This window comes from Methylomonas aurea, from assembly GCF_024505045.1.
Taxonomy (GTDB): domain Bacteria; phylum Pseudomonadota; class Gammaproteobacteria; order Methylococcales; family Methylomonadaceae; genus Methylomonas; species Methylomonas aurea.
In genome coordinates, this window is the sequence record NZ_JANIBM010000027.1 from 33,551 (window position 1) to 55,942 (window position 22,392).

General features: G+C 51.8%; 25 protein-coding genes. 24 read left to right on the plus strand and 1 reads right to left on the minus strand.

Annotated elements, in window-relative coordinates:
• Nucleotides 1-59 precede the first annotated feature (59 nt).
• Nucleotides 60-266, plus strand: coding sequence for a MerR family DNA-binding transcriptional regulator (locus NP603_RS16385; protein WP_371927323.1), 207 nt, complete (start codon nucleotides 60-62; stop codon nucleotides 264-266).
• Nucleotides 263-1,270: a DNA-methyltransferase gene (locus tag NP603_RS16390; protein ID WP_256604014.1), complete on the plus strand. Its 1,008-nt coding sequence runs from the start codon at nucleotides 263-265 to the stop codon at nucleotides 1,268-1,270. The genes NP603_RS16385 and NP603_RS16390 overlap by 4 nt, the downstream gene beginning before the upstream one ends.
• Here NP603_RS16390 and NP603_RS16395 read toward each other — a convergent pair.
• On the minus strand, nucleotides 1,241-1,882 hold the full coding sequence (locus NP603_RS16395) for a hypothetical protein (RefSeq protein ID WP_256604013.1): 642 nt from the start codon (nucleotides 1,880-1,882) through the stop codon (nucleotides 1,241-1,243). The genes NP603_RS16390 and NP603_RS16395 overlap by 30 nt on opposite strands.
• A gap of 351 nt (nucleotides 1,883-2,233) precedes the next feature.
• Between NP603_RS16395 and NP603_RS16400 the strand changes: the two genes are divergently transcribed.
• The 22 genes from NP603_RS16400 (at nucleotide 2,234) to NP603_RS16505 (ending at nucleotide 22,382) form a co-directional block, all read left to right on the plus strand.
• Nucleotides 2,234-3,151, plus strand: a complete 918-nt coding sequence (locus NP603_RS16400; protein ID WP_256604012.1) for a DNA-binding protein — start codon at nucleotides 2,234-2,236, stop codon at nucleotides 3,149-3,151.
• A 629-nt stretch (nucleotides 3,152-3,780) separates the two neighbouring features.
• Complete coding sequence (locus NP603_RS16405) at nucleotides 3,781-4,209, plus strand: hypothetical protein (protein ID WP_256604011.1); 429 nt, start codon at nucleotides 3,781-3,783, stop codon at nucleotides 4,207-4,209.
• Nucleotides 4,210-4,467: 258 nt separating this feature from the next.
• Nucleotides 4,468-4,758, plus strand: coding sequence for a TrbC/VirB2 family protein (locus NP603_RS16410; RefSeq protein WP_256604010.1), 291 nt, complete (start codon nucleotides 4,468-4,470; stop codon nucleotides 4,756-4,758).
• 3 nt (nucleotides 4,759-4,761) lie between these two features.
• A complete protein-coding gene (locus NP603_RS16415) occupies nucleotides 4,762-5,127 on the plus strand; it encodes a VirB3 family type IV secretion system protein (protein WP_256604009.1) in 366 nt (121 codons plus the stop codon).
• 17 nt (nucleotides 5,128-5,144) lie between these two features.
• On the plus strand, nucleotides 5,145-7,607 hold the full coding sequence (locus NP603_RS16420) for a VirB4 family type IV secretion/conjugal transfer ATPase (protein ID WP_256604008.1): 2,463 nt from the start codon (nucleotides 5,145-5,147) through the stop codon (nucleotides 7,605-7,607).
• 17 nt (nucleotides 7,608-7,624) lie between these two features.
• Entirely contained in the window at nucleotides 7,625-8,398 is a 774-nt protein-coding gene (locus NP603_RS16425; protein WP_256604006.1) for a type IV secretion system protein, read from the plus strand.
• A 12-nt stretch (nucleotides 8,399-8,410) separates the two neighbouring features.
• Entirely contained in the window at nucleotides 8,411-8,710 is a 300-nt protein-coding gene (locus NP603_RS16430; RefSeq protein WP_256604004.1) for a hypothetical protein, read from the plus strand.
• A 24-nt stretch (nucleotides 8,711-8,734) separates the two neighbouring features.
• Complete coding sequence (locus NP603_RS16435; protein ID WP_256604003.1) at nucleotides 8,735-9,757, plus strand: TrbL/VirB6 family protein; 1,023 nt, start codon at nucleotides 8,735-8,737, stop codon at nucleotides 9,755-9,757.
• 39 nt (nucleotides 9,758-9,796) lie between these two features.
• The gene (locus NP603_RS16440; protein ID WP_256604002.1) at nucleotides 9,797-9,964 is read left to right on the plus strand and encodes a hypothetical protein; all 168 of its coding nucleotides are present in this window, start codon (nucleotides 9,797-9,799) and stop codon (nucleotides 9,962-9,964) included.
• A gap of 57 nt (nucleotides 9,965-10,021) precedes the next feature.
• Complete coding sequence (locus NP603_RS16445) at nucleotides 10,022-10,267, plus strand: helix-turn-helix domain-containing protein (protein WP_256611997.1); 246 nt, start codon at nucleotides 10,022-10,024, stop codon at nucleotides 10,265-10,267.
• Between the two features lie 212 nt (nucleotides 10,268-10,479).
• Entirely contained in the window at nucleotides 10,480-11,196 is a 717-nt protein-coding gene (locus tag NP603_RS16450) for a VirB8 family type IV secretion system protein (protein ID WP_256604001.1), read from the plus strand.
• Entirely contained in the window at nucleotides 11,193-12,023 is an 831-nt protein-coding gene (locus NP603_RS16455) for a TrbG/VirB9 family P-type conjugative transfer protein (RefSeq protein ID WP_256604000.1), read from the plus strand. The genes NP603_RS16450 and NP603_RS16455 overlap by 4 nt, the downstream gene beginning before the upstream one ends.
• Nucleotides 12,016-13,254 (plus strand): type IV secretion system protein VirB10, encoded by a 1,239-nt coding sequence (gene virB10, locus NP603_RS16460; protein ID WP_256603999.1) that lies wholly within the window; start codon nucleotides 12,016-12,018, stop codon nucleotides 13,252-13,254. The genes NP603_RS16455 and virB10 overlap by 8 nt, the downstream gene beginning before the upstream one ends.
• 43 nt (nucleotides 13,255-13,297) lie before the next feature.
• Nucleotides 13,298-14,326: a P-type DNA transfer ATPase VirB11 gene (gene virB11, locus NP603_RS16465; RefSeq protein ID WP_256603998.1), complete on the plus strand. Its 1,029-nt coding sequence runs from the start codon at nucleotides 13,298-13,300 to the stop codon at nucleotides 14,324-14,326.
• Entirely contained in the window at nucleotides 14,323-16,185 is a 1,863-nt protein-coding gene (locus NP603_RS16470; protein WP_256603997.1) for a type IV secretory system conjugative DNA transfer family protein, read from the plus strand. Before virB11 ends, NP603_RS16470 begins: the two co-directional genes overlap by 4 nt.
• A 12-nt stretch (nucleotides 16,186-16,197) precedes the next feature.
• Complete coding sequence (locus NP603_RS16475; RefSeq protein WP_256603996.1) at nucleotides 16,198-18,447, plus strand: LPD7 domain-containing protein; 2,250 nt, start codon at nucleotides 16,198-16,200, stop codon at nucleotides 18,445-18,447.
• The gene (locus tag NP603_RS16480) at nucleotides 18,444-18,986 is read left to right on the plus strand and encodes a hypothetical protein (RefSeq protein WP_256603995.1); all 543 of its coding nucleotides are present in this window, start codon (nucleotides 18,444-18,446) and stop codon (nucleotides 18,984-18,986) included. Before NP603_RS16475 ends, NP603_RS16480 begins: the two co-directional genes overlap by 4 nt.
• Nucleotides 18,983-19,570, plus strand: coding sequence for a transglycosylase SLT domain-containing protein (locus NP603_RS16485; RefSeq protein ID WP_256603994.1), 588 nt, complete (start codon nucleotides 18,983-18,985; stop codon nucleotides 19,568-19,570). Before NP603_RS16480 ends, NP603_RS16485 begins: the two co-directional genes overlap by 4 nt.
• Entirely contained in the window at nucleotides 19,570-20,502 is a 933-nt protein-coding gene (locus NP603_RS16490) for a DUF6685 family protein (protein ID WP_256603993.1), read from the plus strand. The genes NP603_RS16485 and NP603_RS16490 overlap by 1 nt, the downstream gene beginning before the upstream one ends.
• 57 nt (nucleotides 20,503-20,559) lie before the next feature.
• Nucleotides 20,560-20,952, plus strand: coding sequence for a glycine zipper family protein (locus NP603_RS16495; protein ID WP_256603992.1), 393 nt, complete (start codon nucleotides 20,560-20,562; stop codon nucleotides 20,950-20,952).
• Nucleotides 20,953-21,040: 88 nt separating this feature from the next.
• A complete protein-coding gene (locus tag NP603_RS16500; RefSeq protein ID WP_256603991.1) occupies nucleotides 21,041-21,487 on the plus strand; it encodes a hypothetical protein in 447 nt (148 codons plus the stop codon).
• A gap of 28 nt (nucleotides 21,488-21,515) precedes the next feature.
• Nucleotides 21,516-22,382, plus strand: a complete 867-nt coding sequence (locus tag NP603_RS16505; protein WP_256603989.1) for a 3'-5' exonuclease — start codon at nucleotides 21,516-21,518, stop codon at nucleotides 22,380-22,382.
• The last annotated feature ends 10 nt before the right edge of the window (nucleotides 22,383-22,392 follow it).

A 22,392-nucleotide genomic window follows, 5' to 3' on the forward strand; every position in this document is an offset into this window, starting at 1 on the left:
TGCTAATGTTTGATAATGTTTTTTAGATATTGACAACGTTTGACAAGGTTTGATAAGGTATGAACAACAATGCCGGCCCCTTAAATCTGAGCGATTACTTAACCATCGGGGAAGCGTCGGAAACTCTTGGTGTAACACGCGCGACGTTGCGAAATTGGGATAAAGCCGGAAAACTGAAACCTTACCGCCACCCCGTTAACGGCTACCGACTTTACAACCGCAACGAATTGGAAACCTTGTTAAAAGTGGTGCAAACAACCCAATGAAACAACACACACACGACACAAAGCCGCTTGCCCTAGATTACACAACAGAAGCCTTTAAGCATGGCCGCATTATTCATGCGGATTGCTTCGAGTGGCTTTCTAGGCTCCCGGAAAACTCGCTTCATGCCGTCGTCACTGATCCGCCCTATGGTGTGCGGGAATATGACGACCACGAACTAGAAAAACGCGCGAACGGAAAGGGCGGAATCTGGCGATTGCCGCCGTCCTTCGATGGATCGACCCGCGCCCCGCTGCCACGTTTCACCGCCTTGGATGCCAAAGACCGGAAACGCCTTAAGCTGTTTTTTGCTGAATGGTCACGGTTGATTGTCCATGCCTTAAGACCAGGCGGGCATGCCCTAATCGCCACGAATGCCTTTATTGCATCGCTACTTTATGAAGCAATCACGGAAGGCGGTTTAGAATTTCGCGGACAGCTCATCCGCCAAGTTAGAACATTGCGCGGCGGTGATCGGCCTAAAAACGCAGAAGATGAGTTTCCGGACGTCGTCTCTCTGCCGCGTGGTTGTTATGAGCCGTGGGGCTTATTCAGAAAGCCGTTACCTGCAAAAATGACGGTTGGCGAGTGTTTGAGACAATTTGAAACTGGCGGGCTTCGTCGTCTACCTGACGGCAACCCGTTTGAAGATGTTATAGCAAGCGAAAGAACGCCGAGTGTTGAGCGTGATATAGCAAACCATCCAAGCCTAAAGCCTCAATCATTTATGCGGCAAATGGTTTATGCCGCTCTACCACTAGGCAAAGGGGTTATAGCCGACCCTTTCATGGGTTCAGGTTCAACGATAGCCGCCGCCGAAGCAATGGGGCTGCAAGCTATCGGCGCGGAAAGATACCTTGATTATTACAAGATGGCGGCTGACGCGATACCTGAGCTGGCCTTGATCGGCAAAGGACAAGCCCGCCGCGCAAAGACCACGCCCAAAACGGTTGAACAGCGCAAAGACCGTAAAGGGCTAGACGTCGTCGCGGTAAATCCAATTTGAATTCATTTTGTTGAAGCCGCTACGGGTAACGCTGGCCGTTATGGTTCGGCGGCTTGTTTCAGAACGACCGGAAAAATTCCAATCTTCTTTCTCAAGCTGCGCTCCATATACACCAACAAAGCGAAATGGACGCGGCGGGATATTGGTTAAGGCATCGCGCGACGTGTTGGAATCAAAGACAAAGACCATAAGCCAGCAAGCTTCGGCATTATGGCCTTGCCAGCCGCTCTTATGCCTTGAGCCTTTAACCTCAATACCAACCGTGTCGTGTTGAACGGCATCACCCGCAAACATACCGGCGGGGATTAAATCGGGGTGCCCGTTGTGATAGTTGTTCTTTACTATCGTAGGGCAATATTTAGGAATCGCCGCATTCATAAATTCGCCTACCATGCTGCTAAAATTCGCGGGCATAAGGAACGATTCTAAACGCGGAATTTGTTTGGAAAGCAAGGACGTATTTACAAAGCCCAAAAAGTCTAAAAACTCTTGCATTGCCGATTGAATATGATCGACTTGCAAACCAAATGGGATTTGTGTGTGTGGATTAAAGCCGTTGACATTCAAAGGTAGAGGCTGGCAAGCCTGTACCTCTAGTTGGGTTAGTTCCATTATATGCCGATTCGATATGATTCTATTGAATCGCGGAACTATAACTGTTAAGACAAGAATAGACAAAACATCTTAACGGATCGCGGCAACCACACCCGTACAAATCACTTGCGCACTCCCCGCGTGTCACCGCTCGATGACACAAATTTTTCGCGCCCGCGAAAATACCCCAATCAATCCACTGATTAACAAGCCACTCTCAAATTCCGATCTAAACCCGGCCAGCAATTCCAGCCAAAACCCGCCACCCATATCATAAAAACCGCTTGCCTTTCCCTGTATCATAACATAACATTACATATCTGTTACGTTATGATATGTTACGCAATACACCAACGGGAGAAACTAACTATGGCACGAATAGGTATTTCATACGAACAAGTGGCACAAGTCGCCGATGCGATCCTTGGCTCAGGCCAACAACCAAGCATCCGAGCTATCCGGGATCGGTTAACGACCGGCAGCCCCAACACCATCCAGCGACACCTAGCAACCTGGCGAGACGCCCGGCCACAAGCGGCCGCCACCGCCCCGGAATTGCCCAGCACTTTGACCGCGGCCATAGCGGCGGAAATCGAAAAAGCGGCCGCCATGGCACGGTCGGAAATCGAGGGCAGGCTTGTACAAGCCCAAGGCGACGCCGCCGAACTTGCCGCCACTGGTGAACAGCTTGAAGACGAACGCGACGAACTGCTCAACCAGCTAACCATCGTCACCACCGAACGCGACCAAGCCACCGCGACGGCTGCCGAACGAGCGACCGAAATTGAACGGATGACGGCTGAACTAGCCCGCGAGCGTCATGCAGCGGAACAAGCCCGGATCGAAGTCGCGCAAGGACGGAATAAACAAGAAGCGAGCGACGAAAAGCTCAAAGAACAGAAAACGGAAATCGAGCGACTCCGGCAACAGATTGATCAACTACAAACGGGCAAACAAGCGGCCGAGCAAGCGGCGGCTGTGGCAAACGCCAAACTGGAAGCCATGACGGATCGGACAACCCGTGCGGAAGCGCGGATTGATCAATTAGAGAAACAACAGGATGCCAACACCAAGGAACTCAACAGCGCCCGCAACCAAATCACCAGCCAGCAAATAGCGCTTGATGCGGCGAGCCGCGAAGCGGACACGCTAAAGGCCCAACTCAAAGAAACGAAAGCCGACGCCAAAAAGGCCGAGGGCGAAGCCTCCGAGCTGCGCGGCCAGGTCACGGCACTATCCACGCAACTCAAAAATAAACCGAAGCCCGGCAAAAGCGACCCCAGTTAACCCGTCCCGGCGAATTACTCAACCCACGCCTCGCGTGCCATCGTTCGATGGCACCGCTTTTTCGCGCCCGCGAAAAATGTCTCAAATTTAAATAAATTTTAGTTACGCGATAAAATCCCAGAAGCAAGCCAAAGCTGTCAATTGTACAAACATGCACAAAGAAGGGTAGGGCAAAAGAACCAACTTGATTAAACTACAACTGGCCCACAATAAAGTAGGGCAAAACCAAAACGATGATAACGACGGCACCGACCGGATATTAACGCGCGTATGAGAACAGAAGAGCAAGAAGAAGAACGAGAAAAAAAGAGGGAATTTCGAGCGGTTTTAGACCAATATGGAATCACGCAAGCCCAGGCAGCGGAGTTGATCGCCAACGAGACGGGGCAACCGGTTGCCGCGCGAAAGGTGCGGTCGTGGCTGGCAGACCCAGAAACGCCATCATCGCGGAATCTCCCAAATTGGGCGCTAACCGCATTGAAACGCGCAACGCAAAACATCCCTCCAGCAGTCCCACAAGATTAAGTAAAATAGTCTTGACATAGGCTCAGTGAGCCTATAACATCGGAACCAATTCAAACATTCGTCGCACTCTGTGCGGCGAACACAACATGCAATTGGACGGTGTTATGCAAAAAATCATCATATTCGTTGTAATGACCATAGGCGTAGTTACGCCGACGCTGGCACAAACGCCGCCGGCACAGGTGAATGTTGCGGAGCAACAGAACAGGGACGTCGAAAAAATCAAGATTCTGAACGCCGAGCTAACCGAGCAAAAACAGCTTTTAGCGGACGCTCAAAAAACCCGCGCGGTGCAAATGTCGGCCAACGAAACCGACGCCTTGGCGAAAACCGAACACCGGCTCGAAGAGCTAAACGCGAACATCAAACAACTGCAACAGGAAATTGCGCTTGCCGACGGCAGCGCCAATAAGACTGTCGTGGTCACGCCAGTGACTCCACCTGTTGCCAATGCAGCGACAACCCCGCAAAAAACCGCGACAACTGGCCCCTGGTGGGATTTGTATAACAAACCGCCACAGGCCGCACAATGACGACGGTATCGGCCGCGAACGGCGGCCAACCCCCTACCAGCAACAAAAAACACAGGCGTTTTTTGCCTGCCTTGTCTGCGGCCGGCACGATAAGGCCAACAAGGCAGCCAAAAATATCCTGGTTATGGGTATTTTAAAGTACGGACGCGAGGAAGCTATCAACATGGACGAATACCAACGATTTTCGCGCCCGCGAAAATTCACACCATTAAACAATCCGCTTTACCTACCTCTTTTACAACTTAGGAGAAATCCAGCATGAGAAACAGCCGTAAATTGATTCAACAACTATTGATCGCCATCTTCTGCTTAGGCATTCAGCGCCTCGCCTACGCCGCAGGCCCGTTTACAACCGGATCGGGCGCACTCTCGACCGACATTCTGGCGATCCTGACGCCAGTCGCAGTAATCGGCGTCATGGCGCTAGGCGCATTTGCCTGGTTCGGCCGTATATCCTGGGGAACGGCCGCCATGAGTATGATGGGCATCGTATTGGTATTCGGCGCACAACAGGTTGTCACCTGGGTACGCGGCCTTTTCGGGGTATAAAGTATGAGCCGCCGGAATGATGGCTTACAAGCCGACCCGTTGTTTGTCGCCGCAACGCGTCCCCCGATGCGGGCGGGGGTGACAACATCCGGCATCGTATTAGCCGCGATGTTAGTCATTGAAATGTTTTTAATGACTCGAAACATGCTGTGGCTGTTGTCCTATATCCCGATCCATGGACTGCTGGCCCTGATCCTAATGCCTGAGCCTCGTTATTTTGATTTGGCAACCCTTTGGGCCAGAACCAAAGGGCAGAATTGGATTAAGGGCAACTATAAAGCTTGGCGAGTGAGCAGCTACACCGCGCACCGCTACAACCTACCCAACAAAAAGGGGCGGCGACAACTGCCGCCAACTTGTTCCGCTTAACAGACAAGGAAATCGATATGTCACCGATAGCTCTAAAAAACCACACGGCGCTGTTAAGGGAAGAGGCCGCCGCAATTCATATTCCCTACACGATCCACGCGAATGAACACGTTGTAAAAACCAAAAATGGTTACGTGATGGTGTTCAAGTTGTCCGGCATCGGCTACGAAAACGCCGACGACGAACAGCTCAACATCTGGCACGAACGTTTGAACGTGTTTTACCGCAATATCGCCCGCCCGAATATCTCGATCTGGCAAACCATCATCCGTCACCGCGAAGACGCCTACCCGGCCGGCGAGTTTGAGCCGGGCTTTGCCCATGACCTTAACGAGAAATACCGCCGCCGGATTGCACAAGAAACACTCATGTGCAACGACCTTTACGTGGCGATAGTGTACCGGCCTCAACCCGGCACAGTTGGCAAAACCGCGATGAGTTTCCTCAGCCGAGTCAACAAAGAGTCGGCCAAGCAAGAGCAAGCGGAAGCGCTGGAGGAAATGGCAAAACTGCAACAACACGTCACGGCCGCCCTGGGCCGCTACGATCCCGAGCCGCTCGGCATCTACAAACGTGGCGATCATTATTACTCGACCATCCTGGAATATTTCGGATTGCTCATTAACGGCGAATGGCAACGAATCGCCTTGCCGCGATCCCCATTGAACGAAGTGCTGGCCACGTCGCGTTTATCATTCGGCACCGAGGCCATGGAATATCGCACCTCCACGAATACCCGCGTCGGCGCTGTGTTGGGCATCAAAGAATACCCGACGCCAACGGTCGTCGGCATGTTTAACCAATTGCTCAAGGCACCGTACAGCTTCGTTATGACGCAAAGCTTTACCTTCATGATGAAGGCAAGCGCCCAAACGCTCTTGGTAAACCAGCACGCCAGAATGTCAAACATTGGCGATCTAGCGAAGACGCAAACCGAAGACCTCGAACTTGCTATCGATCAAATATCCGGGAATGAAATTGCCATGGGCGATCATCATTTTTCGTTGCTGGTTCACGGCGAACCGTTTGAAGGCGTGAAGGAGGCGGAAAATTCGTCCCGACTGCGCGAACTCAATAACAATATCGCCCACGCGCGAACCGTGTTAGGCGACACCGGCATGACCGTTGCGCGGGAAGACATGGCCATGGAAGCGGCGTTTTGGGCGCAACTGCCCGGCAATTTTGCCTATCGGCCCCGTCTATCGCCGATCACTAGCCGTAACTTCTCAGCGATGGCCCCGTACCATAATTTCCCGGTAGGCCGGGCAACGGGTAACCATTGGGGCGACGCCATGGCCGTTCTGATTACCAACGCCAGAAGCAACTATTATTTTTCGTTGCATGCCAGCGATCCCAAAGACCCGACCGGCGGCTCCAAAAAAGACGTGGCCCACACCTACCTATGCGGCCCGACGGGTTCCGGTAAAACTGTTGTGTTCGGCTTCATGGTATCGATGCTGCGCAAGCAAAACGTCACGCAAGTAATTTTTGATAACGACTACGGCCTCGAAATCTTGATCCGTGCTTTGGGCGGCCGCTACCTGCCAATCCGCAACAAACACAATACCGGCTTTAACCCGCTCCAGCTCGAACCGACCCCAAACAATGTCGAATTCATGCGGCAATTTGTGCAACGCCTGGCGTATCGCGCCGACAAACCGTTAACTGAACGCGAATTGAAAAATCTCAATTCAGCGCTCGACGGCACGTTACTACTCGACCGCCAATACCGCCGTTTATCGCGCCTGGTGGAATTCCTGGACGTGCGCGACCCGGAAGGCCTTTACGCCCGCCTCAGTAAATGGGCGGAAAGCACGGCCGGCGAATATGCCTGGGTGTTCGACAATGAGACCGACACGATTAGCGGCCTCATGAATGAAGCCGCAACCATCGGCTTCGACTCCACCGATTTTCTGAAAAACCCGGTGACCTGCGGGCCGATCACCATGTACCTGTTCCACCTCGTGCAAACATTGATGGACGGCCGTCGTTTACTGTGTTGGATGGACGAGTTTTCGCGTTCTATCAACGATCCGGCCTTCCAAGAGTTTGCCAAGGATGGACTGGAAAGGGCACGTAAAAAGAACGCCGGTTTTATTTTTGTCACGCAAAGCCCAAGCTCGGTGCTGGAAAGCCCGATTGCTCGAACTCTGGTCGAGCAAACCCCGACCCAAATCTTCATGCCCAACGAAAAAGCGCGGGAAGAGGACTACATCGACGGTTTCGGCCTGAGTGAGCGCGAATTTCTGTTAATCAAACAGGAAATCCAGCCGGGCAGCCGGCAATTCCTGATTAAACAAGGACATGCCAGCGTCGTGTGCGAACTCAATTTAAAAGGGTTTAGCTACGAACTGGATGTAATTTCGGGCCGTTCGCACAACGTCGAATACGTCCGAAAACTGATAGAGGACGTGGGCGACAACCCGCAGACTTGGTTACCGCTATACAAGCAATACTTGGACGAACAACGCCATTCCTAACCGCCGGAGTACACCACATGAAAATGATTCAGAAAAAACCCATCGCGTTAGCCATCATCCTGATGTTATCAGCGACTAACGCGAACGCAATTGACATTGTGAACGACCCGGCACACATGGCGGAGACCATCGCCGGTTGGGCCGCTAATCACCAGGACGAAATCCAACAGTTTAATACCATGGTGGAGCAATTACAGCAATTGCAACAGACCTATCAAATGGTCACCTCCACCTACAACAGCCTCACGGGCAGCCGGGGACTTGGGGCTTTGCAAACCTTAACCAATGCCTCACGTAACTACCTGCCGGAAAGCACGGGCGATCTACTCGATACCATCAACGGCGCAAGCCAGACTTATAACCAGATGAGCGGCATGGTTCAGGGATTCACGAACCAAAACGCGATACTGAATGGCAACGCCCTAAATAGCCTCAACATGACCGGCCAACAGCTTAACCTTTTCACTCAGCGCCGGAAAAATGCGGCCGCGATACAGGCCACGGCACAGCAAAGTATGAATGCGGCCGGCCAGCGTTACGGGTATATCCAAGGAATGATAGATAACATCAATAACACCAACGATCCGAAGGCCATTGCCGAGCTTCAAGCCCGGATCGCAGGCGAACAGGTGATGCTACAAAACGATCAGAGCAAAATGGAGCAGATGTATGCCTATATGCAAAATCAGGAGCGGATCAATCAGCAACAAATGAGCGAACTATCGGTACAGCAAATCGGCCGGACGCGTAATTTGGTGCAACCGAATTACACGGTTTACAACAATCCATAACCGGAGACGAAAATGACCAAGAATCTCACAATTTTAACAACCATCGTGTTAACCGCAGCCACGACGGCCGGCGGCACATACTACCTGACCACAAATGGCCAGACGAGCAACAGCGCTGAAAATACGCCGGTAGCCATGGCACCTCAGACGGACAACGGGCAATCCGTGGTTCAAGTGGCAGCACAGGATGCGGATAAACCGATCACCATTGTTGTTAAAACACAAATCGAAGAAGCGAAACACACTCGAAGACCAACAGGGCACATTCGAGATTTAAAGCAACCGGAATACGGGGTATTCCAGGGCAATTAACGCCACTCTTATGAGGATAATGACATGGGGTTTTTTCTACAATTCTGGACGTATTTACAGGGAAACGTATTGAATACGGTTGGAGCGGTGACAGCCAATATAGCGGGCAGTATCGCGCCGGCAGCCGTCACGTTTGCAACCATGTATGTGATGTTATGGGGATATTTACATTTACGAGGTGCAATCGAAGAGCCGATCATGGACGGGGCCAAGCGGATCATCCAGTTGGCAGTGATTTTCGCCGTGGCAATCGATTTATGGGAATACAACGCGGTTTTCATAGATTTTTTTGTGACAACCCCTGACTCATTATCCAATGCAATATTGGGTGGAAATGCGGCAGTGACGGCCGTCGATAACATCTGGAAAGATGGCGGCGACGTGGCGGAATCCCTAATGGCGCAAGGCGGCATCATGAACGGTAATGTGGATTTCTATATTGCCGGGTTTGCGGTCTATTTGTTTGTCGGCGCAATCTGCATCTGGATGGCGTATTTATACTGTTTATCGCTGGTGGCCGTGGGATTGTTGTTAGCCATTGGCCCCTTACCTGTATTGGGGTTAATGTTTGAAACCACGAAGCGATTTTTCGAGGCATGGGTCGCTCAACTCGCCAATTACGGCCTAATTATTGTTATTGCGTCAGTGGCGGCAAAACTTCTTCTTGGAATGCTAAATTCGTATGCCACAGCGGCGGCAGCGATGGGTGCCGCGATAACAGTGGCCGAGGCCATTCAATTGTGTTTGGCATCCGGTTTTATCCTCATCCTCATGAAGCAAGTGCCGACCATTGCGGCGACATTGGGCGGTGGCGTGGCGTTGAGTACATTCAACACCCTAAGCCGGCTTATGTCTGGTACAGCGAGAAGTACTGGCGGCACCGCGTACCAATTCGCGCGTGGTGTGGCAGATGGGCGAGCAGGGCATCAACCAAGCCGCTATCAATCGATAACCCGTAACCTGGGCACCCGCTTAGGCGCAAGGCGTGCGCCGCAACAGGCACAACAGCAAACAGGAGGAAAAATAGCTCGGAGTGCTGTGTTCTAGCGGTTTTTTTCGCGCCCGCGAAACTGGAGTTCAATACCGATGAACGATTCAATACAAACAATCCTCGACGATCCAGCGGCATCGGATTGGCTAAAAACGGCATTGCGGGCCGCGTTGGCCCGCGATCCTGTTGATGCGGTCAACGACGCCGAAATTCTTTGTGAATCACTCAAACAACGACTGGACGATATTTTTCAATCAATCTAGGAGCATGCGGCGATATGGTCGCCGCACGTTATCTGTTAGCGAACAGGAACCGTTTAAATGGAGCAACCGCGCATACAAGAACACGACGAGAATCAAAAAGAATTTCGCGACATTCTGTCCAAATACGGCCTTACGCAAGCCGAGGCCGCCGCGCTAATAACGAACGAAACCGGGCAATCAGTCGGAACACGCAAAATCCGTAGCTGGTTGGCAGGGGTGTCGATTCCATCCAGCAGGAAATGCCCCAAATGGGCGTTAACCGCACTCAAACGAACCACCGAAAATCTATCGGAAGAAAAGTAACATTATTCTTGACATAGGCTCAATGAGCCTATAACATTCAAGGCACCCTAACTACCAAAACCTCCTGCGACTATGAAACTCAGCAATTCTACCTGGCTTGTTATGGCCATTTTATCAACCGTAATCATGACAGGCTGCGCAACTACGCCGCCGGCCCGCTGCACCGAGGATTTCACGCCCATCAACGCAAATGCAACGGAAACGGTGCAACCATGAAACGCGACCCGGAACTGGAAAACTATCTGGCCGAGGCGAGTTCCTGGGAAGCCGACAAACTCAGGGACGCGCTCAAACAAATCAAATTTCAAAAAGTGGTCATTGTGGGCCTGGTCATCGCGACCGGAAGCCTGGCATGGGCCATCAAGGGATTGACCCCTTTGAAAACCACGCAACCCTATGTCGTTCGCGTGGATAACTCCACGGGAATTGTCGATGTTGTGCCGATCTACAACGGCCAAGCCGAGCTAAACGAGCTTGTCACGCGCAACCTTCTAACCCACTACCAAACCGCACGGGAACGTTATTTTTACGCGATTGCGGAAACCGATTACGAGTACGTCGGCGCATTTAATAACTCCAAACTCAACGACGAATGGGCACGGGAATGGATGGAAGGCAACCCGGAATCGCCGCTTGTGAAATACAAGGACGGCACGACCGTAACCGTCCACGTCAAGGGCATCACTTTCCTGGAACCCGACAGCGGCGCACGCGATACCGCACAAATCCGTTTCACCACGGAAACACGCAAAGGCGGCAATGGCGCACCCGTCGTCACGCATTGGCTATCGACCGTCAAATACGCTTACGGCGAACCCTCCACCAACGACAAAGAACGCAGCCTGAATCAATTAGGCCTGCGGATCACCAGCTACCACAAAGAGCCGGAAGTTATCGCCGAGCAACGCGCAATAGGAGGTCAGCCATGAAAACATTAGGACGTTTAAGTGCTATTGGCCTGATGGTGTGGGCCACCGCTTCGGTCGCGGAAATCAACCCCATGCCGGGCATGACAGACCCGCGTGTACGTGAGGTGGTTTATGACCGGGACGATGTAATCCGTTTGATTGGCTATGTGGGTTATCAAACGCATTTACGCATGGCTCCGGGCGAGAAGTTTGTCGGCGTCGGCGCTGGTGATACCGGCGGCTTGGATATAACGGCCGACGGTAGCGATACATGGCTCAAACCCAAAGCCGAATTGGTGCGAACCAATTTCGACGTGAAAACCAACCGCCGGGTCTATCACTTCGATTACGAAGTACGGAAAGAGCCACCGCACAACAAAAAAGCCATGATCTATTCGATTACCTTCCGCTACCCCGCCGATGAGGAAGAAAAGCGGCTGGACGACTTCGCTAAAGCGAAGTTGCACGACAAGTTGCATGCGCCGGCCTACAAGGTGAACAAAGACTATTGGTATTGCGGCGCTCCATCGATGAAGCCGGTTGAAGCCTACGACGATGGCATTCAAACACATATCAAGTTTGGATCGCATGCCGAGTATCCGGCCATCTTCGCCGAAAACGCGGATCAATCAGAATCGTTGATCAATTTTCACGTTGAACCAGACACCGACGAGGTGGTGGTACACCAAATCGCACACCGTTTTATTTTGCGCCGTGGTGAATTAGTAGGCTGCATCGAAAACCGGCAATTTTCCGGCGGTGGATCGCGCTTGACGTCGGGCACAGTAAAGGACGACGTAGTTATAAAAACACACAAAACCGAAAACGAGGCAGCCGGCAATGAGTGAAAACAATCATGAAATAGATATGCACTATGACGACCATGTAGACAACCACGACCACGTACCGGGCGAACGCCAAATACCGAGCGTGACGCGCGGCCAGTCGTTACAGTCGAAAATGAATAATGTGTTTGCGGTCGCTTTAATACTGCTATTGGGAGGCGGCTTTTTGACCTGGTATTACACCAATATGTATGCCAAGAAAAACGCCGAGGACGAAAAACGCAAACAGGAACAAGAGCAACTGACGCAATCCACCGGCAGCCTGCCAAAACTCGGTGCAGTGCCGTTTCCACAAGTAAAAACGCCACCGCCACCGCCCCCCGTTGAATCAGTAGACGCTGGCAACCTGTTTGGGCCAGCTCCAGGATCGCAAGCCAACGTCAATAACGGGCCAAAAGAACCGACGCCGGAAGAAGTCGCGCAAATGCGCCGACTGACAACCCCTGTTTATGTGAAACCAAATAACAACATGGCAGGGGCCGAGCAACCAAGCGCCGATCCTAACCAACGTCATGCCAGTTTGGACTCCATCGCCGGGCAGAATACCGATCTTGCAAAAGCGCTACAGCCGACAACTACCGCCATGGCACGGGCCGAAATGTTGCCGTCATTAACGTTCGTTATCCCAAAAGGCCGCAAAGGCGACTGCACGCTAGAAACCGCCATTGATTCCCAACTGCCCGGCATGGTGACCTGCGTATTGTCACACGATATTTTCGGTGCTGACGGCAAAGTGCCTCTGTTAAAACGCGGCACGTCGATTACCGGCGAGACGCGCACCAACGTACAACAAGGGCAAAGTCGCGTGTTTGTGTTGTGGACGGACGCAAGAACCGAAGCCGGCGTAGTGGCACAACTGGCGTCACCGGCAACGGACTCGCTCGGACGTAGCGGGATTACGGGCGAGGTTGACAACCATTTTTGGGATCGCTTCGGTGCGGCAATCCTAATATCAGTCATCAATGGCGTGATTCAGGCAGGCACGAACTACGCGAGCGGCGCTGGCAACAGCGGCGGAACGACACTTAATTACAACACACAACAACCCAACCAAGTCATGACGGAAGTATTGAGAAACACCGTCAACATTCCGCCCACTATTCGCGTACCGCAAGGGGAGCGCGTGCAAATTCTGTTCGCGCGTGATGTGGACTTTCGTTCGGTTTATGCACTGGCTGATAAATACCAGTACATCTATGACGAAGCGGAAGCCAAATATCGCCAGTATCAGTAATCAATTTTCGCGCCCGCGAAAATCCAACACCGAGAGGAAACACATGGAATCAGCACAACACCGCCGCGACAATGTGGAATACCTGAGCGCATTGCATCATTACCTAACCCCTTTACGTTGCATCTTGGATGATGACGCCGTGACTGAGGTCTGCATCAATAAACCGCATGAAGCCTGGGTGCAACGATACAGCGGCAAAACCTGTGAAAAACTGGCGTTTGCGTCGCATGGTTGGTGCCGAAACATGGCCAATCTGGTTGCGAACAAAACCTCACAAGGAGCCGACGAAACGACGCCCCTGTTATCGGCTGATTTACCGACTGGTGAGCGGATTCAATTCGTACTGCCACCGGCCAGTGATCACGTATCCATTACGATCCGCCGGCCGTCTAAAACCGTGTGGACACTCGACGAGTTGGCCGACAAAGGACTCTTTGCGCAATGCAAAGAGTCGGGCGACGAACTGGACGACGTGGAAAAGGAATTGCTCGAACTTAAGGAACAGCGCCGTTATGGTGAATTCATCAAGCTAGGCATAAAGGCCAAAAAGAATTTTCTATTATCCGGGGTAACAGGTAGCGGGAAAACCACGGCAAACAAGGCCTTAATCCTCGAAATCCCAGCCGACGAGCGCATCATCACGATTGAGGACGCCAAAGAGTTGATATTAGTGAACCAACCGGATCATGTTCGCCTGTTTTATTCCAAAGGCGGGCAGGGCATTTCAAACGTTAACGCCAAAATGCTACTTGAGGCCTGTTTGCGGATGAAGCCGGATCGCTTGTTCCTGGCGGAGTTGCGAAGCGACGAAGCCTTTGAATACCTGCGGGCCGTTGCTTCTCACCCTGGCTCGATTACCAGTATTCACGGCCACACCGCACAATTGGCTCTCGCGCAAATGGTGTTATTGCTCAGACAAAGCCCGGCAGGGCAAGCCTTGCAGTCGGAAGAAATCAAATCGTTGCTGTATCAAACCATTGACATCGTTCTACAGTTCGCGGCCGATGGCCAAATTCGATATATCAAAGAGGTCTGGTACAGACCCGATCTGAAACGCAAACACGGCCTATGAAGAAAATAGCAAAAATCCTCGCTGGGTTGTTATTGGCGCTCGCAGCCGGACTTTATGTGTCCGGCTATTTTTTTCTGGTAGTCAGCCACTTAAACCCGTATCAAGCGACGCCGATAACCATCCTTCAATATCACCAACATTACGGCCAAAAACCGACTGTACACCGCAACCTGATTGGTAGCACGATAGCCGGGTTTCTGTTGGTCGGCGGTGGTATCGCCCTACCACTCCTGCCACGGCGGCGGGCATTGCATGGCGACGCACGCTTTGCCAGCCGCCGGGAAATCCGGGAGCGTGGCTTGTTAGACGGCGACGGCATAATTATTGGCAAACTCGGTGAGAAATACTTGTCGATACCTGGCCAGCAAGGGGCAATTCTGGCCGCCCCGCCTCGCGCGGGTAAAGGGGTGGGTGTAGTAGTACCGAATCTGTTGAATTTTCCCGGATCGGTGATCGTCGTTGACATCAAAAAAGAGAACTGGGAAGTCACAGCCGGTTTTCGGCATCAACACGGCCAAGAGGTGTATCTATTCGATCCACTATCCGAAGAGGGACAGACAGCCCGCTGGAACCCGTTTTTTTATGTGTCAGCCGATCCACACACCCGCATTAACGATATTCAACGGATAGCGGAAATGCTCTACACCGTAGACGGCAATAAGGACTCATTTTGGGTGTTAAGCGCCAGAACGTTGTTCTTAGGATTGGCTCTTTACCTATTTGAGACGGCATATACCAAGCGCACGATTGGCGAAGTGTTACGGCTAGGCATGTCCGGCGGCACAACCGGCGAGGGCTTTGTCGAACATTGGAAAGGCGTTCTCGCCCGCCGAAGAGAGGGCAACAACCCGCTTTCCTGGCAATGCGTGTCGTCGATCTATGAGGTTATCGATCTACCGCCGCAAACAGCGGGCGGCATCCGTAAAGAGCTGACATCGAAACTCTCGCTATGGCTGAATCCATTACTGGACGCGGCCACGTCCGAGAATGACATGGATTTACGCAATTTGCGTAAGCGGCCTATGTCGATTTATGTTGGCGTCAAACCGGACGACCTGGACAGGATTCGCCCGGTATTGAGTCTGTTTTTTCAGCAAGCGATTGGCTTGCAGACCCGCGAACTGCCCGAACACAACCCGCAATTGAAACATCAACTGCTGTTGTTACTGGACGAGTTTACCGCCCTGGGCCGTATCCCCATTATCGAAACCGCCAGTGGCTTTTTGCCTGGTTACAACGTTCGCGTGCTATTGGTCATTCAAACCCCGTCGCAACTGCGAGCCGTGTACGGCCGCGACGGTGCCGACACGATTATGAAAACCCTGGCCGGTCGAATCGTTTTCGCCCCGAAAGACTTTCCCGACGCGCAAGAAATCTCGAACGATTTAGGTTCCACAACAATGAAAGGCGAAAGCCGGTCGCGGCCTATGTGGGGCACAAAAGGCCAGACCACGACGGAGAGCGACCAGCGCCGGATGTTGTTATTGCCGCAGGAGGTTAAAGAAATCGGCCCGGATCGAGAAATCATCATCTACGAAGGCATCCGCCCAATCCTGGCGGAAAAAATCATTTACTACACCGACCGCCATTTCAAAAAACGCTTGCTGCCGGCACCGAAGGTACGACGGATCGCGCCCGTCATGCAGACCTACGAGAACATTTACACCCAAATGGATGTAGACGACGAACCAACATACCGGCCGGTGACGATAGAGGAACTGGAAAATTTCGATGAACTGTCACTAAACGACTTTGCAATCGATACCGATTACATCCTGCAACCCACAGACCAACCCATGAGCGCCGACGAAATCAAGGCAGCCGCTCAGCGTTACCTAAACCTTGTGATTGAAGACTAAAAGGAGAACACGATGGCAACAGAAAGACAACCGGGCGATGAATTGGAAACCCGCGTTAAAGCAGACCTGGCCGAAACTCAATATCGCTATGGCGTAATCGATCCGAACAGTCATGCGCAATATCGCGTCTACACCTCAGCGGAAATGATCGCCAAGGCCGACGAGTTCGGAATTAGCGAAGTCAAAGGCTATAGCGCCGATGGCCGGGAATCCCGGATTACAAAAACCGGCGATAACTGGGTACGCGCCGACGGCCAAAAGATCGAGGACATGCAGGCCGAAATTGACAAACAAAGCGTGGCCGATATTTTGAGCCGCGCACAAGCAAGGGCAAAAGTAGGCCAGACAGGCGACCACGATATAGACCGGAAACTGGCGCTGGTAGACGCCTCGGCATTCCTCCGCATTCAAGACGTGGAACAACAAAAGATCGCGGCGGCCGCCATTGTAAAAAATACCCAAGAACACCCGGATTATAAAGCCGGCCTTGAGGCTGCTTTCACGGGGTACATTAGGAACCCGCCCAAAATTTCAGAAGTCGCGGATCGCATCTATCACCTGGAACGCGGCACACCGCGCGAACAATCGGCAAACGAACAGGCGGGCGAACAGGCTAAGGCACAAGAGGCGGCGCATGTGTTTACCCTACGCACTGGTAACCGTGAGCGCGAGTTTACCGACGCCCAAAAAGCCGGGGCCGCTTATTACACCGCAGACCCGGAAAAATCGCCACGCCCGAGCGTGGTACACGCGGAAGGAAATCGCGGCCGAATCATCGCCTCAACCGAGATTCACGGCCAATATGAGGATGGCCAGACCCGCTTTTTCAAAACCCTGCCGGATGTAATGCCTATCGATAAAGAATTTCAGGCCGGTTACTACGAGGCACTGGAAAAAGCGGTTCGCAAACATCTTCGCACCCTCAAAACCGAAGCGACCCAAGGACAAGAACCGCCGAAGCAATTGGAAAACCGGATTGCCGACGATCTGGAACGTTTCGCGGTCTACGATTCAGCCAAAGCCATAAAACTATGGCAAAAGAACGCCCCGGACGGCATGAAGACGCCGGTTTTTCTAACCGAACAGGCCGTGAGCCAAGAAAACAAGCCGGCCACTAAAGACCCCAAGCAAGTAGAAAATATCATTGAGTTTTACGATAAGGCTCAAGAGAAAACCGCACCCAAGACCGAACAAGCGGCTCAGGTAACCGCCGCAGAAAACGAACAGGCACAAGTGGGCACCGACGGTAACCACGCAATACCGGAAAGGCTGGCAAGTCGTTATTTGCGCGTGAAAAATCAATACTATTTTCAGGATAAATCTCTGGCGTTCGAGGACGGCGGCAAGCATTTGAAAGTCGAGACCGAAAACGCCACCGTGATTAAGGATGCAATCGCTATCGCCGAAGATCGGAACTGGCAAACCATCAAAATATCCGGCAGCGATAATTTCAAGCAACAGGCTTGGCGGGAAGCATCGCTCAAAGGCCTGGAAGTGGTCGGGTATCAACCGACTCCATTGGAAGTGGCCGAACTGGAAAAAGCCAAGGCCGCGCTCGAAGCAAAACAGCAAGTCGCCGCGCCGGCATCAAGAGACCGCGACGGCATGATTGTCGGAACATTGTTGGATCACGGCGCGGATCACTATAAACACGATCCGAATCAAGGCAAATCCTATTTCGTCAAATTAGAGGTGGATGGGAAGGAAGTCACTAAATGGGGCGCTGACTTCAAACGGGCCTTTAAAGAATCTCAGTCAAAGCCGGAAGTCGGCGACAAAATCATCATGGAGTCGGTCGGCCAGCAAGAGGTGAACATCGGTACAAAGGAACGCGACGCTGACGGTAACGAGGTGGAAGGCAAAAAGCCGGTTAAAAAGAACACCTGGCGGGTCGAACGCGAAGATTATCAAACGGCGCTCGAAGAGCAGGCCCAAGCGCTTCGCACGGGCCGGGAAATCGAAGGCAATGTCATTCGGCAAATGCCGCAAGTCGCCGAAGCGATTACCGCCGCCAAACTCGGCGAGAAGATCGCCGAACAAGCTCATCAATCCGGCGTTATCAAGTCGGAAGATGAAAAAGAGGCTCTGGTGTACCTAATCCGCGAAGGCCTTGCCTCCGCATTGGAAAAGGGTAAAAAAATCACTGCGCCGGAAGTACGAGAACAGGGGCGGCAAGCCACCATTGACGCGAACAACGTACTGAATGATCAAAAACCGCCAGTGGTCACAAAAGAACCTGTGCAACAGGAAATGGTTAGATGAAAACCTGGGCCAAAATGGCATGCGTGGGGGTGTTGCTCTGGTGGCACGCCCCCAATGCGGCAACCCTAGATCAACAAACGGTCGAGGATGCGCGAATCTTCCTGGCGGGTTACCTGGAACTCAACAACACCAAAAACATTAACCTGCTGCCGCTGTATGCCGATGAGGCAGAAATTAACGTCACCGTAGTTACTCTGGATCGGGAAGTTCGAACGTTAGAGTTGAACGGGCGCAAATGGAAGCAATTGCTCCGCGAAACTTGGTACAACGGCCAACCGTCGGCAGAACCGATGCAGCTACACGACATCAAGATTAAACCGATAAGCGGCGAAGCCTTAGAAATCAACGCTCATCGGTACGCGCTCGGACGTTGTTACTGGGACAACCGCTATCGCCTTGTAATTGCGAAGGACGCCAAACGGTATCGCATCATTAGCGAAACATTGCTTATCCATCATCACAACCAGTGTGAACAGCCAGAAACAACAATCGTCAATCAGGAAATAACCATTACCCCAGCCATGGAACCACGCCAATGAAAATGCTTTATGGCGCTATCGCCTTAGTTTTAGCCCATTCGGTGCAAGCGGCACCGAATTCAGAAGCGGTAATACGTTTACAAGTCGCCTCGATAGATTCGACAAAAGCCGACACCGTACAACATGACAGAACAATCAACGATGACGAACAGCATTGGGTTGATCAAACCGAGCAAGCACTCATAAAGGAAATGGCAAAAAATAAGCCCTTAGCGCAACGTATGAGCAATGAGCGCTTACGCCGGGAGCTGTTGCACACCATTTATTACGAGGCAAAACGGGCAGGCCTGGAACCGTCGTTAGTCATTTCGGTGATTCGCGGGGAAAGCAATTTCCGCAAATACGCGATTTCATCGACCGGTGCGCGGGGCTTCATGCAAGTGATGCCGTTTTGGGCCGATATAGTCGGTACAGAGTCCGCCGATCTGTTCAATGTGAGAACAAACCTCCGGCTCGGGTGCGCAATCTTGCGCAGCTATTTGGACAAGGAAAACGGCAATATCACTCGGGCATTAGCACGGTACAACGGCAGTCGTAGCAGCGACGCTTATCCCAATTACATCTATGCCGCCTGGGTGAACTAATGTCAATTAACAACATAACGAAATGGCTTAAAACCGGCGTGAATTTGATACAGGAAGACCTCGGCTATAGTCCGGTCAAACTACTTAGCGCGATAGATAGTTACCCCGATTTCCTTCCCAAGCTTGAAGAGCGACCTAAAACGATCAATGAGGGCGATATTGTAAGGTGGCATGAATGGGGCGAAATGCGGTATAGCTTCACGAAGTATGCAAAACATAACGTGATGCTCGGTTGGCGATATAGCCAAGGGACATACTCCAGTTTTGAACAGGTTATGCCTGAATTCGACCACTTCGGCCAATATGAGGCGACACCAAACTGGGAATGCGAAATACAGGACATAGCCGGGCTATCGAGTTCAAAATCCAACCTAAATCAATTCACCAATCTTGATCAATTCATACAAACAAGATACCCAAGCTTGATCGAAGAAATCACCGAGCGAAATCTTTTAAGTACCTTGGCGCATAACGAAATACGAATCGGTCATGAACTGCACACCGATACAACGGCTGATTGCTTTAGCCGCTATTCATGGGATAACCGCATCTTCCTACGCAATCACGGCGGTTCCCATCACTTCGCAGCCGCGCGTTATATCGCCGGCAAATTAGGCCGTAAAGTACGCCTGAATGGCAAGCTCAAATCCTATTCAATCAATCCGCGTAGCGTAGAGGCGCTAAGGGAGCGTTTCGAGATTGTAGTGATAGACGACCGCGCCAAAGAACAAAATGAATTTCTTCATGCCATGAAGGCATTTAGTGCCACCTACCTATGGCGACAATTACCGCAGCCATACGATAACTGCCGCGCCATCTTCTTACCGAAAGACGAAACCCGCTCAAGAACTGTCGCCGGCTACTTAAGGGCAGCCGGTGCATTCGACCTGGGGGCATTCTTACAGACATTGATTGTCCCGCGCGAACATTGATCGCGGCATTTTCGCGCCCGCGAAAAACAGAACCCATAAACAACAAGGAAACAAGAAATGAGAAATGACAAAGCCAAACGCCTTTTAATCGTAACCGCTCTTTTAACCATGGAAGCCTGTAGCGTTTATAAGCCAACCATTGACGTTCGTAATGACATGAACGCCTACAGACTCGATCAAGACTTTGAAGACTGCAAACACCTTGCGTATCAAGCCTCGGGTAACACTGTACAAGAGACCGCAATTGGGGCTGGAGTTGGGGGAGTAGTGGGGGCAGGTGGTGGTGCCGCTCTTGGCGCTGCCATGGGAAACGCAGGAAAAGGTGCGGCTATTGGTGCGGCTGTGGGTGGTCTTGGCGGCGCTACAAAACAAGCCCTGGAAACCGGGCAAAATTTTAAATATGCATATCAAAACTGCATGCGGAATCGCGGGCATAACGTCATTAACTAATGCCGGGGAACAAGCTTTAGCTACAGAATACGGAAAAAATAGTACGCTAAGCCTTTTTTAGTGATCAGAACGACAAAGGATTTAATGCATGAAGGTAAAAAAGATTCGCCGATCCATTCGGGAGCAATTAACGGGGGCCGGAGCGGGAAGCTTTGCGGAATTGTCAGCAAGCCTTCCACCTCTACAAGAGTATGCAAAAGAAGCAATAAGCGCCGGTCGGCAAACCGACGCTGACGCAATTTTAATAGCCATCATTCACGCAGATACGGTGTTAGTGGCGTTAGTAGCCGGTCGTTCAATTTTATTAGGGGATGGCATTCGCGACTATTTGTCAGAATATCATGACGGCATCGAGGAACACACGCGTCATTGCATTGATTGGATGGTAGATAACGCGACTGACGGACTAAAAGACGAAAATCAATGCCTAGTCGTGTTACGAGACACCGACGATGATAGATGGCGAGGGTTTAGAGGCGACCAACCAATGACTATCGAAGAAATCAAGGCGAGCGGCCGGGCACGACTCAATTAACGACTACTGCCGATACAGTCGCCCCGACATGCAAAACGACGACCTAGAAACGCTTAGAGCCACCGCGATTGCCGCCGACAAAATTTACTCAAAAAGTCGGCTTCTTGATGAATTACGGCTTAAACCAAAACCGGACGCCGCACCCGTCAAAATCGTTAAAAACGGCTACGGCGGACGAAGCCCACTTTATCGGGTGGCGGACTGTGTACCAATCAGGGAAACCGCTCAAAAAGAACCAACCCCTAAGCAACTAAAGGCAAGGGCGATTCAAGCGATCAAATCAAAGAAACGAGGCCGCCTTGCGCGAGCAGGGGCCGAAGCAATGGCCTGGCTCGGTACAGACCTGTGCTTCATCGACCTTGAAACAACGGGGCTAGGCCCAACCGCTCAAATCGTTGAAGTGGCAGCGGCCGACCAGTTCCGCAATGTGTTATTTCATACGACCGTCAAACCAACCGTTCCGATTGATCCGGGCGCTATCAATATCCACGGCTACACCGAAGCGATGCTTGCCGATTCACCAACCTGGCCGGATGTCATCGATCAGTTCAAACAGGTCGTCACGGGCCGAATGGTGGTGATATTCAATGCCGACTATGACAGTCGGATCATTCAGCAAACCTGTGACGCATTCAATTTGTCCACGGAGTGGTGGGACGAAATAGACACACGTTGCGCAATGTACCTGGCGACCGATGCGTTTGGAGCCACTAATAGATACGGTACAATTTCCCTGGATAATGCCACACTGGAGGCGGGCGTCGAATGGACTGGGAACGCACACACCGCCATTGCCGATACATTGGCCACTGTCGATTTGGTTAACGCAATTGGAAATAGTTATAGCGAACTATGCCGGCAGCTCGAAGAGCTAGAGGCTACGACACAGGCGTAAAAAACAAATA

Bases quoted from the DNA above. Each gene is read 5' to 3' on its own strand.
- NP603_RS16440 (WP_256604002.1), top strand. From the start codon at position 9,797: ATGAACGATTCAATACAAACAATCCTCGACGATCCAGCGGCATCGGAT.
- NP603_RS16445 (WP_256611997.1), top strand. From the start codon at position 10,022: ATGGAGCAACCGCGCATACAAGAACACGACGAGAATCAAAAAGAATTT.
- virB10 (WP_256603999.1), top strand. From the start codon at position 12,016: ATGAGTGAAAACAATCATGAAATAGATATGCACTATGACGACCATGTA.
- NP603_RS16500 (WP_256603991.1), top strand. From the start codon at position 21,041: ATGAAGGTAAAAAAGATTCGCCGATCCATTCGGGAGCAATTAACGGGG.
- NP603_RS16495 (WP_256603992.1), top strand. From the start codon at position 20,560: ATGAGAAATGACAAAGCCAAACGCCTTTTAATCGTAACCGCTCTTTTA.
- NP603_RS16480 (WP_256603995.1), top strand. From the start codon at position 18,444: ATGAAAACCTGGGCCAAAATGGCATGCGTGGGGGTGTTGCTCTGGTGG.
- virB11 (WP_256603998.1), top strand. From the start codon at position 13,298: ATGGAATCAGCACAACACCGCCGCGACAATGTGGAATACCTGAGCGCA.
- NP603_RS16485 (WP_256603994.1), top strand. From the start codon at position 18,983: ATGAAAATGCTTTATGGCGCTATCGCCTTAGTTTTAGCCCATTCGGTG.
- NP603_RS16395 (WP_256604013.1), bottom strand. From the start codon at position 1,882: ATGGAACTAACCCAACTAGAGGTACAGGCTTGCCAGCCTCTACCTTTG.
- NP603_RS16400 (WP_256604012.1), top strand. From the start codon at position 2,234: ATGGCACGAATAGGTATTTCATACGAACAAGTGGCACAAGTCGCCGAT.
- NP603_RS16415 (WP_256604009.1), top strand. From the start codon at position 4,762: ATGAGCCGCCGGAATGATGGCTTACAAGCCGACCCGTTGTTTGTCGCC.
- NP603_RS16455 (WP_256604000.1), top strand. From the start codon at position 11,193: ATGAAAACATTAGGACGTTTAAGTGCTATTGGCCTGATGGTGTGGGCC.
- NP603_RS16505 (WP_256603989.1), top strand. From the start codon at position 21,516: ATGCAAAACGACGACCTAGAAACGCTTAGAGCCACCGCGATTGCCGCC.
- NP603_RS16425 (WP_256604006.1), top strand. From the start codon at position 7,625: ATGAAAATGATTCAGAAAAAACCCATCGCGTTAGCCATCATCCTGATG.
- NP603_RS16385 (WP_371927323.1), top strand. From the start codon at position 60: ATGAACAACAATGCCGGCCCCTTAAATCTGAGCGATTACTTAACCATC.
- NP603_RS16405 (WP_256604011.1), top strand. From the start codon at position 3,781: ATGCAAAAAATCATCATATTCGTTGTAATGACCATAGGCGTAGTTACG.
- NP603_RS16450 (WP_256604001.1), top strand. From the start codon at position 10,480: ATGAAACGCGACCCGGAACTGGAAAACTATCTGGCCGAGGCGAGTTCC.
- NP603_RS16475 (WP_256603996.1), top strand. From the start codon at position 16,198: ATGGCAACAGAAAGACAACCGGGCGATGAATTGGAAACCCGCGTTAAA.
- NP603_RS16470 (WP_256603997.1), top strand. From the start codon at position 14,323: ATGAAGAAAATAGCAAAAATCCTCGCTGGGTTGTTATTGGCGCTCGCA.
- NP603_RS16435 (WP_256604003.1), top strand. From the start codon at position 8,735: ATGGGGTTTTTTCTACAATTCTGGACGTATTTACAGGGAAACGTATTG.
- NP603_RS16430 (WP_256604004.1), top strand. From the start codon at position 8,411: ATGACCAAGAATCTCACAATTTTAACAACCATCGTGTTAACCGCAGCC.
- NP603_RS16390 (WP_256604014.1), top strand. From the start codon at position 263: ATGAAACAACACACACACGACACAAAGCCGCTTGCCCTAGATTACACA.
- NP603_RS16410 (WP_256604010.1), top strand. From the start codon at position 4,468: ATGAGAAACAGCCGTAAATTGATTCAACAACTATTGATCGCCATCTTC.
- NP603_RS16420 (WP_256604008.1), top strand. From the start codon at position 5,145: ATGTCACCGATAGCTCTAAAAAACCACACGGCGCTGTTAAGGGAAGAG.
- NP603_RS16490 (WP_256603993.1), top strand. From the start codon at position 19,570: ATGTCAATTAACAACATAACGAAATGGCTTAAAACCGGCGTGAATTTG.